Source organism: Streptomyces sp. NBC_01320, assembly GCF_035974375.1.
Lineage (GTDB): Bacteria > Actinomycetota > Actinomycetes > Streptomycetales > Streptomycetaceae > Streptomyces > Streptomyces yanii.
This window is the reverse complement of sequence record NZ_CP108390.1, coordinates 11,025,401-11,038,033: the sequence shown is the minus strand read 5'-3', so window position 1 is coordinate 11,038,033 and position 12,633 is coordinate 11,025,401. Positions and strand designations below refer to the sequence as shown.

Sequence of the window (12,633 nt, the reverse complement as noted above, 5' to 3'; positions counted from 1 at the left end):
GAAGTCCGGGAAACGCCGTGGCGGCCCTCCCGGGCAGCCACGGCACGGTGAGGGCGGGCCGTCAGGCCAGGATCGGGATGAGTCCAAGGCCGAAGACGACGTAGAAGAGGGATGCCACGGCCAGTCGCCCGGGGGTGAGCTTGTGGGCGCGCATCGTTACCAGGAGGTAGACGATCGCGGCCATGGTGATCAGCCCGGCCCAGAGCAGGGCTCCGTCGAACTTCCAGCTGGTGAACAGCAGCCCCAGGCCGCTGGGGACGGTCGCCTGGATCATCATGGCGCCGGAGATGTTCGCCAGGGCGAGCTTCGTCTTGCCCTGGCGGACCCAGATGATCGCGTTCATGATCTCGGGCAGCTCCGTCGCGATCGGCGAAAGGAGCAGCGCGGTGACCGCGGCCGAGAGACCGAGCATGGGGCCGATCGCGTCGAGCTGCTTCACGAACAGCTGGGACGCGAAGAAGATCACGGCCAGCGTGGCCAGGGTCTGGACCACGACAGCCCCAGTGGCCGGGGTGGCGGCCTTGGGCTGGAGCTTGAGCGGCTCCAGCTCCTCGTCCTCCTCGCCGTCGTCGCCGCTGCGGATCTCGCGCCAGAAGTAGACGGCGTAGGCGCCGAAGAACAGCAGGCCGAGGGCGGGCTTGAAGGCGAAGGCGACCAGGCCGAGAGCAACCTTGACGATGAAGATCGGCAGGAACCACTTCTGGTCCTTGGCCAGCCGCTTCATGTCCTTCTCATCACCCAGCGCCTGGGCTCCGTCGGGGCCACTGGCCGGCATGCCGGTGGTGGCCAGGACCAGGGTGCGTTCCTTGCGGCGCTTGAGGAGCAGCATCGCGCCGGTCACGCCGTAGGCGACCGTGGCCAGCGCCAGCGGGCCGCCCATCGCCGCGCCGACGCCGATGTTCTTGGCCTCCTCGGTGGCGCCTGTGGTGACCGCGACCAGCGTCACCACCGACTCGGGCAGTGCCGTGCCGAACGCGGCCAGGATCGTGCCGACCGCCATCTTCCCGACATTGAGGCGCTGGCCCAGCCACTCGACCGCGTTGACGAACCACTCACACGAGAGATAGATCGCCACCGCACACACGATGAGCAAAACGAAATGGATCACACTGACCGCCCGGCTTTCCCGCACCGCGGGTTCCTGGGCGATACGCGGCGGGAGTCCCGGCGTACGACCTCGGCCCCGCGACGTACGTACATCGTCGACAAAGAGCCGAAGGTCTCGCCCACCCGGCAGATTCTGCACGGGCCCGGCCACCGGGAGCCACGAGGACTCCAGCATGTCGACGACCGGTTTGCGGGGCTACTCCCCTTCGCAGCCACTCACTGTACACAGACTCAGCACGCCCCGGAAAGGCCCGGCCTCCACCCAGATTCGGCAGGTCCGGCGCCGTATCCGGAAGCTTGAAGTCCGGAAGCAGCAAGAGTTGCGTGCAGGTGAGCGGGGGCAGGCTGAGCATCCGTGGAAGATCCAGCCGAAGCGGTTTGCCGACGACGGCACAACCGGGACACCGGTCGCCGAAGCACGTGCGGCTCGTCTTTTCCTGGCAGACCGTGAGCGCAGTGGGCGCGTGACCCGGCTCCGGAAGGTCATCGGCGCTCAGGTCCCCGTGTACAGGAGAGGCCGACGATGCGGCATACGGGCCCGGCTTGCTGGGAGCGCATGGGGCGGGACGGCCACGTATGTCGCGCTCTCGATGCCTGGGCGCGGCCAGCGTGTCGGCGGGCACCTGCTACGCCCCGCCCATGTGACCGTGGCCGAATCACCCGAATCACCCGAAACACCCGTCGAACCGCACACCGAGGCCGACGCAGACCGCGACTGACCTCCCGGCCCCCGCTCCCGGTACTCGGCAGGACTGTGCGGTTGCCTCCTGCTGGGGCGCGCCGCAGCAGGAGAAACTCAGGCCGACAAGAACCGCTGGCGCTCCCGGGACGCGGGCGATCGCACCCTCGTTGGTGTCGTCCGGACCCGCTCCGGTGGCCAGGCGGCAAACATGTTGAGGGGCCCTCGGTCAGAGGCGCGCGGCCCGTGCCGTGCGCTCGAATCGCATCCGGGGCGGCGCCTGGTGCAGGGCCTGCTGGATGGCGTGGAAACGGGTGGCTTCCTGGTCGGTGCAGCCTCCGCCGCTCGACCGCCCCCTGCTTCTGGAGCAAGGCGTCGAGCTCGTCGCTATCAAGGAACTCCTCGGCCACGTCAGCGTCGGCGTCTATGCCCACGTCCGGCTCCGCCTCGAACGCCAAGCCATCAACACCCTGGGCGACGTGCTCGGTCGGCCGACGACGACCCCGACGACTCACCCGCCGCAACCGTCGTCCGCTGACGATGCCGTCAGCGCTGCCGTCAAGACGGGTGAGCAATAGTCCCCGAGTTCCGCGTTCGTCCGTAGCTCCCTGGCGCCGCTGAGAGTGCCTGGACCTGGACCTGTTACCTCTTGCGGGTGGCCGTAGGCCGTTCTGACCCAATCTCGTCCGTAGTGCGCAACCCTCATCCCTGTCGGGATTCCTTCAGTCTGGGTGAAGTCGTGGAGGCGTGGGTTGGCTCTGGCCGTAGTGCGCGATCTGCGTGAGTACCGGGCGCCGGTGAGCGAGGAGGATCTCGCCGAGTTCGAGACCGATGTGCTGGCGGGGTTCGTGCTCGCGCGGGCATCGGCCGGTCTGGTCGACAGCACCATCCGCAACGACACCAACCACCTGGAGCTGATCCGCGACTGGTTCGGCCGTCCGCTGTGGGAGATGGAACCGGCCGACGCCGACGTCTATTTCGGCAAGGTGCTCCGCGACGCCAAACCGTCGACCCGCACCGGCAGGGCTGGCGCGCTGGCGGTGTTCTTCCAGTTCCTTGAGCTGCGGCACAAGGTCGAGCTGCACAACCTCACCGGCCGTGTGGTCGAGTGCCCGCTGGACGAGATGAACCGGCCCCGGGCTGCGGTGGAACCGCAACTGCGGATCCCGCCCAGCGAAGCAGAGATCGAGGAGCTGTTCGCCGGATGGCGCGAGGAGCTGGTGACCTGCCGCAAGTTCGGCCCGGCCGCTCGCAGCTACGCGGTGGCCCGGCTGGCGGCGGACGTGGGACTGCGGATCAACGAGGCACGGATGCTCGACCTGGACGACGTCCGGTGGGAACTGGGGCGGTTCGGCAAGCTCAACGTCCGCCATGGCAAGGGATCCCGGCGACGGGGCCCGAAGCCGCGACTGGTGCCGCTGATCAATGGCGCCGACCGCAACCTGCGGTGGTTCATGGAGGACGTGTGGGGCCACTTCGACGCCGACCACACCAGGCCGGGCGCCCCGCTGTTCCCCTCCGAGCGCTAGAACCGGGACGGCTCCTGCTCGCGGGCGACCGCCGACGTCTTCCGCCGGTCGCTGGCCGATGCCGCCGTCCAGCACCTGCCCACCTGGGCTGGGAAGCTCACCCCGCACGAGCTGCGCCACTTCTGCGCCTCCCAGCTCTATCTCGCCGGCATGACCTTATTCGCGATCCAGGAGCTACTCGGACATACCTGGACCGGCACCAGGGCTGGACGACCAGATCTGATGGCGCTCTTTGATTTTGGCTCTGACCGCGCTTGCGTGAATGACCTTGATCAGACACTGGCCCCGCTGGATGCGGTTCTGACGACGCGGTGCTTCTGGTTGAATCGGCGGGTTGTCCGCTCGCACTCACCAGGAGTCATCTGTGACCCCCGCAATGCCGGCGCCCCGATCGGCGCAGATAGAGGACTTCCTCGTCGCCGGCCAGGAGGCGGCCGAAGAGGAACGCTGGGTAGCCGCTGGGCTCGCCTGGATCGAGGCTGCGAAGCTGGGGAGCCTGGAGGGTGCGAACGCCACCAGCAGGGTGGCGACACCGCGCATCAAGCCACTCGCGAATGCGGGAGATCCGGACGCCCAGGCGCTGATGGCTGGGATCCTGATGGACTACTACACCGAAGATGCCCTCCCGATAGCAGTTGGCTACGCGAAGGCATCGGCCGCCGCCGGCCATGCCGCTGGCCTGCGAACCTTCGGATTCATGCTGCTACGCGGCCTGGGGGTGGAGGAGAACCGTCTTCGTGCCCTGGAGTTGTTTCGTGCGGCTGCGGGCAAGGGAGACGGATACGGGGCCTTCAACGCCGCCGTCATCCAGCTCGAAGCCGCCGACAGTTCCGATCGCGGTGAGTGCATACGGCTGCTGACTCAGGCCGCCGACAGCGGCATCGTCGGAGCCGCCGCGAAGTTGGGCGACGAACTGGCAGTTGACGGCCGCCAAGAGGAAGCCCTGGGGTGGTATCTCTGGGCTGCGGAGCGTGGCCACGACGGCGCGGCAGACGTCGCGGCAGACTGGTACCGGGACGGCGTCGGCACCGCACCTGATTTGGTGCAGGCAATGCGCTGGCTCCTGGGGCTGACCGCAAAGCTGAACGTCGACGCGGTCCACCAAGCGCACGAGCTCGGCAAGCGCATGACGGACGAATCGATCCTCGAAGCTGGCCGCCTGGCAGGTCAGCCCGCCGAGGCAGAGCTCATGATTGCCACGCTTGCGAAGAACCCTGAGCGCGAATGACGTGGCAGAGATGCCCTTTCGGACCTCTGGCCGTGCTCACCTGACGATCACGGGCGGCTGAGGATACGGATCCGCAAGAGCCGGAACGATGCCCGCCCGTACATGGCTCTCTTGATGGTTTTCACGCGGTTGACATGGCCCTCGACGATGCCGGAGCTCCATTCGAGGGTCAGTCCGGCGGTGACCGCGTCGAGGTCCTGGCGGAGGAATGCGGCGAACTTCGCCACGGGGATGAGGCCGGAGTGTTCGGCCTGGCGGATCCAGTCGGCCAGCAGGTGGCCTCGGCGGTCGCGGGCCAGGCCCGTGAAGACTCTGGCAAGGTCGCAGGTCCGTGCGATGTCGGGGCAGGCCAAGCGGACCTGGTCGAGTTGCTCGATCTCCTCGGCACTGAGGCCGTTTCGGTTCCGCATGATCCAGGCGGTGATCCGGCGCGGGCTTGGAATCTCGCCCGGGGCCGGCGGGGCCGTACCGGCCTGCAAGGTGCGCAGGTAGGCCGTGAGGGTCGAATAGCCGCCGCGGAACCCACGCTCGCGGATCCGCTGGAACAGCGTCAGGCCGCTGGTGACGCCTGCGGCGTACTGCTGCTGCAGGTACGGCTTGAAGGCGTCCAGTTGCTCGTGGCGGCGGTCGCGGGCGCTGCTGAGGAGGTGGTCGAGGCTGGTGTCGCGGTAGCGGCGGACTGTCTTTCGGTCGAGTTGGAGGCGGCGTGCGATGTCGCTGAGCGGGTGGCCGGCGGCGACCATGCGGGTGACCTCGGTGTGGCGACATGCAGGACGCGCTGCACGATGCGCGTGGGTGGCAGTGCATCCACCAGTGGCATCTGAATCGGCTGGTCGCCTCCCCATTCCGCGTGCTTCTGCACGCAGGGCCGGTGCTGATGGCAGGTCTTCTCGACCGCGGCGAACAGGTTCTGGAGCAGATGCCAACGGTCCGCGACCTCCAGGGCGCCCGCGGCCGCCTCTTCGACGGCCTTGGTGTAGGCGCTGGCGCGGTCGCGGTCGCGGCAGATGATCTCCGCGCCGGGGTGGGCGGTCAGCCACGCGGCGAAGGTCTCCGAGGTTCGGTCGGGCAGTACGTCGACGACACGGCCGCTCTCCACATCGACCAGGATCGTCCCGTAGCGGCGTCCGCGTCGGAATGCGAACTCATCCACGCCGAGCACCCTCGGCGCGCGTTCGGGTACCTCGGGCGCTTCCAGAAGTCCCAAGAGGCGGGTCCGGCCGGCCGCGAGGCTGATCTTGCGGCACAGGCGCTCACCGGCTCGGCCTCCGAGCTCGGTCGCTATCGACCGCAGCCATGGCTTCATCCGCAGGCTGGACCGCCTGCGTCGCTCGCTGAGGCCCTCTACCTGCTCGACGAAAGTCCGCCGCTCACACCGCTCGCGGTCGCAGAAGAACCGCCGGACCCGAAGCCGTACAGAGAACTTCTGCCCAGCGAGGGGCAGTTCGGCGAGCGTTCGCCAGTAGGCGGAATGGACTCGACGTCCCCGGCCTCCGCAGTCCGTGCAGCATGGCGGGCGCCCGCATGCCGCTACCTCCAGCACCACATGCTGGGGCTCCATGGCCAACCGCTCCAACTCGACGTCGACTCCGGAGAACAGCGCATCCTTGATCACGCACAGGCCCACGAACAGGAGATGCCCCAGGGAAACGATTCCGCGTGCACGTGCTGACCTGGCTCTTCACGCAAGCGCAGTCAGAGCCTTGATTTTCGCCACCTGATGCTCATGGGATGGCCAAACCTGCTCAGTTGATCTCCCCACCCCATGCGTTCCACCCCGGGCGCTGTCGCCGTGGACGCGCCGCCTAGGAGCGTGTCCCGGTAACGGGCAATCGGCTGGTGATCGTGACGGTGAGATCGGTGGTTGCTCGCTGGGTGCCTGCTGAGGCGGGTGGCCTGGTTATGTCGGCTTGGGGATCGGCCTGAAGGGGGCCGTTGACCGGGCTGGTCAGCTGATCGCCGCGGCGAGTCCTGCGGTTCCGGCGTGTCGGAAGATCTTGCGGAGGTTGTGGCAGGCGGCCAACAGTCGCCACTCGCCGCGGGCTCCGTCCTCACCGCGCAGGAGGAGTTGGCGGCCGTTCTGGCAGGTCATGATCTGGCCGAAGACGGGTTCGACGATGGCTTTGCGGCGGCTGTAGGCGGCCTTGCCGGGCTTGGTCCGCAGTTTGCGGGCCATGCGCTCCTTGAGGGTGGCGCTGGCAGGGATGCGTCCGCGGGGCGCGGGCGGGACCTGTTCGTCGTGGCCGAGTCGGCCGGTGGCCATGAACGTGTCGGTGCCGCAGGCGAGTTGGCGCTCTTGGGCGGCTTCCAGGTTGGTTTCGGAGCAGTAGCCGGCGTCGACGAGGGCCTGCTTGGGGTGGACGCCGGTGTTCTGCGCGGACTGGTCGAGCATCGGGGTGTAGTTCAGCGCGTCCGAGGCGTTGGTAGTGATGTCGGCGGCCGTGATGACCTGGTGCTTTTCATCGACGACAGCTTGGGCGTTGTAGGCCTGGATGTAGGCGCCGTCGCTGTTCTTCATGATCCGCGAGTCGGGGTCGGTGAAGTTGGCCTGGGCCTTGGGCTTGGGCCGGACCTTCGCGGCGGCCTTCTGCCCGGCGTCGGTGACGGCCCGTTCGTCGCTGGTCCCGGCGCGCTCCTGACGGCGGCGTTCCTTGTCCTCGGCGTGGCGGCGGGCCTTGTCGGCAGCCTCGGCCTCGATCTGCGCGCGGGCGGCCTGCAGCCTGGCCAGGCGCTTCTCACGCCGGTCCAGCTCGGCAGGCAGGTCGGCCTCTTTGCCGTCCACGCCGAACCGGGCATCTTCGGTGGTATCGACTGCTTCGGCGTCGTCCAGCAGGGACCGGGCCGCGGCCTCCAGGGCGGCGATCTCGGCTTCGATCTGCTCTTCCTTGCCGATCAGGCGGCCGTAGCTCATCGCCTTGTGTTTGGAGGCGCTGGCCTCCAGCTTGGTGCCGTCCAGCGCGACGCGGCCCATCTTGACCATGTCCAGCTTCCGCGCCAGGTGCAGCGACTGCAGGAACAGGCCGGCGAGCGCGTCCAGGTGGCGGCGGCGGAACCGGGCGATCGAGCGGAAGTCCGGAGTCTGGTCGGCGGCCAGGAACCGGAACGCGACGTCATCGACACACTTACGCGTGATCGCCCGCGAGGAGCGCACCCCGGTGGTGTAGCCGTAGATCAGCAGCCGCACCATCAGCCGCGGGTCGTAGGGCGGGTAGCCGCGCTTTTCGGTGTAGTCGGCCAGGATCGGCGACAGGTCGAGCACCTCGTCGACCAGGTCGGCGACGAACCGGGCCAGGTGGTCCTCCGGCAGCCAGTCCTCCAGCGACGGCGGCAGCAGCAGGACCTGGTGCGGGTCGAACGCCCGGAACGTCTTGTCCACCGCCGCGGGACGACCCTGCGGCTGCTTCTTCTCACCCGGCTCGATCTCGAACAGCCCATCCCGATCACGCATACCGTGATCATCCCGCACGAATGATCACGAACCGCAGGCGGGGTGCGGGTTACTGGGACACGCTCCTAGGGTGCGGGCATGATCTCGTCTAGCTACCTCTCCGAACTGTTCTCGCTGGACGGCCAGGTCGCCGTGGTGACGGGCGGCAGTTCCGGCATTGGCCGAGCTGTCGTCGGGGCTCTCGCGCGAGCGGGGGCGAGCGTGGTGATCGTGGCTCGCAAGGAGTCGGAACTGGCCGCCACAGTCGACGAGCTGGCGGCGGACGGCTGCCGGGCGGCCTGGGTGAGCGCCGACCTGGGCACCCGTGACGGGGTGCGCGCGGCGGCGGAGCAGGCCGCCGAGGTGTTCGGCGAGCCCGACATTCTCGTCAACAGCGCCGGGACCAACCTGCGTCCGCCGATGGGCGAGCTGGGCGAGGACGTGTGGGACGCCACGATGGCGGTGAACTTGGAGGCACCCTATTTGTTGGGCCAGCGGTTCGGGCCCGGCATGGCCGAGCGGGGCTTCGGGCGGATCATCCACATCACCTCCCAGCAGGCGCACCGGGCGTTCGTCCAGAGCGGTGCCTATGGGGTCTCCAAGGGGGCGCTGGAGTCGCTGGCCCGCTCACAGGCTGAGGCGTGGTCGCCACACGGCGTCACCTGCAACACGCTGGTGCCCGGCTTCGTCATGACCCCGCTCAATGCGCGGTTGTCGTCCGACCCGGAGAAGGTGGCGGCGCTGGCCGCGCGCACGATGGTCGGGCGCAACGGCCTGGCCCAGGACTTCGCCGGAGCGGCGGTGTTCCTGGCCAGCCGCGCCTCCGGCTACGTCACCGGGCAGGCGATCTTCGTCGACGGCGGGTTCTCCGTTCACTGAGCCCAGCTCAGAGATCGGCATCAGATCGAGCAGACCGCCGAGAGCGAATGAGTATCCTGCCGATTCAGAGGCGACGAACCCATCCCACTTTCGAGCGTGCCTGCCGAAGACGTCGTGGGTTCTCGGTGAAAGCGCCTCAGTCACGCTGAACTCACGGCCGACGTGCCGGTAAGAATGCTGTCACCGATCCTGCTGGTTAACCCTTCAGCTGGAGATCGACTGGTCCGCTGTAGTTCGGTAAAGGTGGGGTGGTGGTCGCGCTTCGGTGCTGGTGAGGGCCTTGTTGTGGTTGCGTCGGCGGTGGCAGGCGCGGGCGAGGGCCTGGTGGCAGCGGCGCCATCTTGACCAGTGCAGTGCGTGTCGGATGCGCTGGGCCGGGGCGGGATGCGGGGTCGTGATCGCCAGCAGGCGGCGGATCTCATAGGCCGTCAGGGGAATCGGGGTGAGACTGTTGCTGCTGGTGGGGCCTGGGTGGGCCCCCTCTCTGGGCCGGCGGTTCGGCGAGTCGGGCCAGGACGGTGAGCGGATCGCCGTCGGCGCCGGGGGCGCCGTCCTGTTCGTTGGCGGCGGCTGCGGCCTGGGCGGCCAGGAACGCGGCGGCGAGCTGGGCCAGGGTGATGTGCCGGTACCAGCCGTGCCAGGAACGCACCTCGTAATCGGCCATTCCCGCCGCCGACTTGGCCAGCTTGATCCCCTCCTCCACCCGCCACCTGGCCCCGGGCACCTGGACCAGTTCCTCCACGGTGGTCTGCTCCGGCCCCCAGGCCAGGTAGTAGTCACGCTTGGAGGGATCTGCCTCACCCGGGCGGCGGCGGGCGATCACCCACCGGGCCCAGTCCTGCCCGCCGGTGCCGATGAGCGCCTCGGGGTCCGGGAGACGGCGCACCCACCACTGCCACCAGCGGGAGTCCAGTTGGCTGGGGCCGGCCGACAGCTGGACCCAGTCCTCATCGTCGGCCGCCCGCTCGACCAGACGGGCCAGGTGACGCCAGCCCGGACGCGGCAGCACCGTCTGATCGGACGGCACGTTCACCACGTACGGCAGCTGCCGCTCCTCCAGGAAGGCACGGAAGGCGCCGTCACGGCCGTAGACCTCGTCGGCGGCCACCCATACCCGCTCGGCGGGCAGGTCGGGCACGATCCGGGCGATCATCTTCTCGGCCAGGCGGGGCTTGGTGGCGAAGCCGACCTCGTCGGGAATGTGGGCGGCCCGGCAGCGCGCCCGGTCCGAAGTCCATTCCTTGGGCAGGTACAACTCCCGGTCGATCAGGGCCTGTCCGCGTGAGGTCGCCCAGGCCGCCATCACCCCGATCTGGCAGGGGAAGACCCCGCCCAGCGTGCCGGTGAACTGCCGCGCGACCCCGGCCGAGGCCCGGCCCTTCTTCGCGAAGCCGGTCTCATCGACCACCAGCACCCCGGCCCCGCCCGGGCCGGGACCTGCCCCGCCGTCGTCCAGGCCGGCCACCGTATAGCGGCGCACGAAGTCCCGCAGCTCATCCGCCTCCCAGTGGGCCCGGTCCAGCAGATGCTGCTGCCCCCACGGCTCAGAGTCACCCCCGTACTCGGCCAACTGCCAGCCGTTCTTGCGCGACAGCGGCGCCAGCAGCCCTCGCACGCACACAGCGGCCCGCCGCCGCAGATCCGCCCGCGGGAAGCACCCGCCGACCTCCAGCAACAAAAGCTCCAGCTGGTCACCGACCTCCTCGGCCCACTCCAGATCCGTGACGTCCAGCGGCACATTCAGCAACTTCGCCTGCATACCGGCCAGTTACCCGCACCGACAGATCACCGAACTACAGCGGACCAGTCGATCTCCAACTGAAGGGGTTAATACTCCAGCTGTAGATCGTGATCAGGTGTCATGTGTGACTGAGCACCTCAGTTGGCGGGTGAGCGCTTGAGTTGGCGGAGGCCGGGCGTCCGAGGCAGCGGGGAAAAGTGGGACGTGCAGGCGGTAAGCGGCACACCCGACCTGGCCGACCCGATTACGATCACCTGCGTGACTGACGGGATAGTGGGAGCGATCACCGGTCTGTTCCGGGGACGCAGGCGCAAGGATGAACTCGCCCAGGTCGATGCGGAGATCACCGCGTTCGGGGAGGCGCTCGCTGGGCATTCCTTCGAACCAGGCCACCACGAGGACGTTCCCGCTCTCCTCGCTGACTACCAACGGGCGCTTGACGCGTACGAGCAGGCCAAGCAGAACTTCGTCGGCGATCGGAACCTCCGGGACGCCGCCGATGTGCTGCGCACTCTCGACGAGGGGCGTCATGCGCTGGCCTGTGTGGACGCCGCAATCGAAGGACAGCCACGCCCGCAGCGGCGTCCGCTGTGCTTCTTCGACCCCCGCCACGGGCAGTCGACCGAGGATGTCCGCTGGGCGCCTTCCGAGGGGGCCGCCCGGATGATCGCCGTGTGTGCAGCCGACGCCGTACGCCTGGCGGAGGGGATGCCGTCGATCGAGAACGGTCTGCGGGAGCGGCGGCCCGCTCCGCACCCGCGGCCCGGACCGAGCCCGAACCCGGCCTCCGCCGCAGGCGCGAAGAGACGCCCGGAGCGTCGCCCGACCGCAGCGCTTCCGCCCCCGGCTTCCCCGCTCGCGTCTCCTGACCCCTACGAGACCTGGCCCGGGAACACGGGTGCGCGGCAGCGCTGGGAGAGCCACGGCGACACGGGAGTCCAGCTGGTCCGCACCGACCCTCGGAAGCCCGCCCTGCTCGTGGTCCACCTGAAGCGGGCCGCGGACTCCTGGGTCGAGCTGACCAGCCCGCCCGACGGCAACGGGCGGCCCAGGCAGATCCTCACGCACGGCTCCCCGCTGACGCGGGCGATTGTTCCGGTCGAGGCCGACGGTCGGGACGCGATACGCCTCCAGATGAACACCAAGGGAGGGTGGCGGATCTGGTTGCATCCGCCGGAGGAGATCCCGCTCCTGGAGGGAGAGCTGGAATCGACCGGCTCCTACGTCCTGCGGCACCCCGGCGGCCAGGTGCCCCTGCGGATCACTCAGCATGACGGGACCGCCTTCTCGCTCCACGTACTTCGATCGAACTTCACGCTCGGGGCGCTCCTGTGCCAGGGGAACGGGCAGTTCACGGCAGCGGCCATCGCGCCGAGGAAGGCCGGTCTTCTGTACGTTCAGTCGCGCAGCTCCTGGAGCATCGACCCAAGTGGAGGGGTGCACAAGGCACACGCCACACCGTGAGCCTGAGCGTGATACCTGGCGAAACTCGCCAACTGGAGCGCTGAGTCACATCATGAGACGCTGCCCTTCGTGATCGCCAAGCTGCAGTGTGTGGTGTTGGACTGTGCCGATGTCGTTGAGCTGTCCCGGTTCTACCAGTCGCTTCTTGGCGGCGTGGTGAACCAGCCAGATCCGCGGTGGTCGCTTGGCGAGGGCTGGGCGACGCTCCACATCGACGGTGGTTTGGTGCTGGCCTTCCAGCGCGTGGAAGGCCATCGGCCGCCGCGGTGGCCGGAGGCTGCTCACCCCCAGCAGTTCCACCTTGACCTGGGGGTCAAGGATCTGGAACGAGCCCAGGAAGACGTCCTCAAGCGGGGCGCCACACTGCTCGACGAGGGTGATGGAAAGCGGAGTTGGCGCATCTTTGCGGATCCGGCAGGACACCCGTTCTGTCTCGTCCGGGACTGACGGGGACACCGAAAAGGTGCGGCCACCGGTGATCATCGTGAGTGGTCGACGACCCGCCGACGCCCTTCCCCGAGTACGCAGCGAGCCTGCCGCCGCGGACGCACTGGTCGTTCTGGTGGGACTGAATTGGCG

General features: G+C 68.6%; 10 protein-coding genes and 2 pseudogenes. 7 read left to right on the top strand and 5 right to left on the bottom strand.

The features are described 5' to 3' along the window. Positions 1-61 precede the first annotated feature (61 nt). Complete coding sequence (locus OG395_RS50590) at positions 62-1,075, bottom strand: sodium:calcium antiporter (RefSeq protein WP_442818706.1); 1,014 nt, start codon at positions 1,073-1,075, stop codon at positions 62-64. A gap of 1,010 nt (positions 1,076-2,085) precedes the next feature. Between OG395_RS50590 and OG395_RS50585 the strand changes: the two genes are divergently transcribed. From OG395_RS50585 to OG395_RS50570, 4 genes and pseudogenes are all read left to right on the top strand, one after another. Further along, complete coding sequence (locus tag OG395_RS50585) at positions 2,086-2,364, top strand: hypothetical protein (RefSeq protein WP_442818705.1); 279 nt, start codon at positions 2,086-2,088, stop codon at positions 2,362-2,364. 174 nt (positions 2,365-2,538) lie between these two features. Next, complete coding sequence (locus OG395_RS50580; RefSeq protein WP_327248921.1) at positions 2,539-3,315, top strand: site-specific integrase; 777 nt, start codon at positions 2,539-2,541, stop codon at positions 3,313-3,315. 51 nt (positions 3,316-3,366) lie between these two features. After that, a pseudogene (locus tag OG395_RS50575) lies at positions 3,367-3,492 on the top strand (site-specific integrase); the annotation flags it as partial. 187 nt (positions 3,493-3,679) lie between these two features. Then, complete coding sequence (locus tag OG395_RS50570) at positions 3,680-4,543, top strand: tetratricopeptide repeat protein (protein ID WP_327248920.1); 864 nt, start codon at positions 3,680-3,682, stop codon at positions 4,541-4,543. Between the two features lie 47 nt (positions 4,544-4,590). On the opposite strand, the gene OG395_RS50565 is transcribed toward OG395_RS50570, so the two are convergent. The 3 genes and pseudogenes from OG395_RS50565 to OG395_RS50555 form a co-directional block, all read right to left on the bottom strand. Beyond that, a complete protein-coding gene (locus OG395_RS50565; protein ID WP_327248919.1) occupies positions 4,591-5,286 on the bottom strand; it encodes a transposase in 696 nt (231 codons plus the stop codon). A 164-nt stretch (positions 5,287-5,450) separates the two neighbouring features. Continuing rightward, a pseudogene (locus OG395_RS58790) lies at positions 5,451-6,104 on the bottom strand (ISL3 family transposase); the annotation flags it as partial. Between the two features lie 387 nt (positions 6,105-6,491). Further along, positions 6,492-7,919: an IS1182 family transposase gene (locus OG395_RS50555; RefSeq protein WP_442818744.1), complete on the bottom strand. Its 1,428-nt coding sequence runs from the start codon at positions 7,917-7,919 to the stop codon at positions 6,492-6,494. A gap of 150 nt (positions 7,920-8,069) precedes the next feature. On the opposite strand from OG395_RS50555, the gene OG395_RS50550 reads away from it, so the two are divergent. Continuing rightward, positions 8,070-8,849 (top strand): SDR family NAD(P)-dependent oxidoreductase, encoded by a 780-nt coding sequence (locus OG395_RS50550; protein WP_327248917.1) that lies wholly within the window; start codon positions 8,070-8,072, stop codon positions 8,847-8,849. A gap of 418 nt (positions 8,850-9,267) precedes the next feature. On the opposite strand, the gene OG395_RS50545 is transcribed toward OG395_RS50550, so the two are convergent. Further along, a complete protein-coding gene (locus OG395_RS50545) occupies positions 9,268-10,608 on the bottom strand; it encodes an IS701 family transposase (protein ID WP_327248916.1) in 1,341 nt (446 codons plus the stop codon). Between the two features lie 240 nt (positions 10,609-10,848). Here OG395_RS50545 and OG395_RS50540 point away from each other — a divergent pair, with 240 nt between their 5' ends. Together OG395_RS50540 and OG395_RS50535 are read left to right on the top strand one after the other, a co-directional pair. Further along, positions 10,849-12,054 carry a hypothetical protein gene (locus OG395_RS50540; RefSeq protein WP_327248915.1) on the top strand — a complete coding sequence of 402 codons (1,206 nt, stop codon included), beginning with the start codon at positions 10,849-10,851 and terminating at the stop codon, positions 12,052-12,054. Between the two features lie 69 nt (positions 12,055-12,123). Continuing rightward, positions 12,124-12,501: a VOC family protein gene (locus OG395_RS50535; protein ID WP_327248914.1), complete on the top strand. Its 378-nt coding sequence runs from the start codon at positions 12,124-12,126 to the stop codon at positions 12,499-12,501. Positions 12,502-12,633 lie beyond the last annotated feature (132 nt).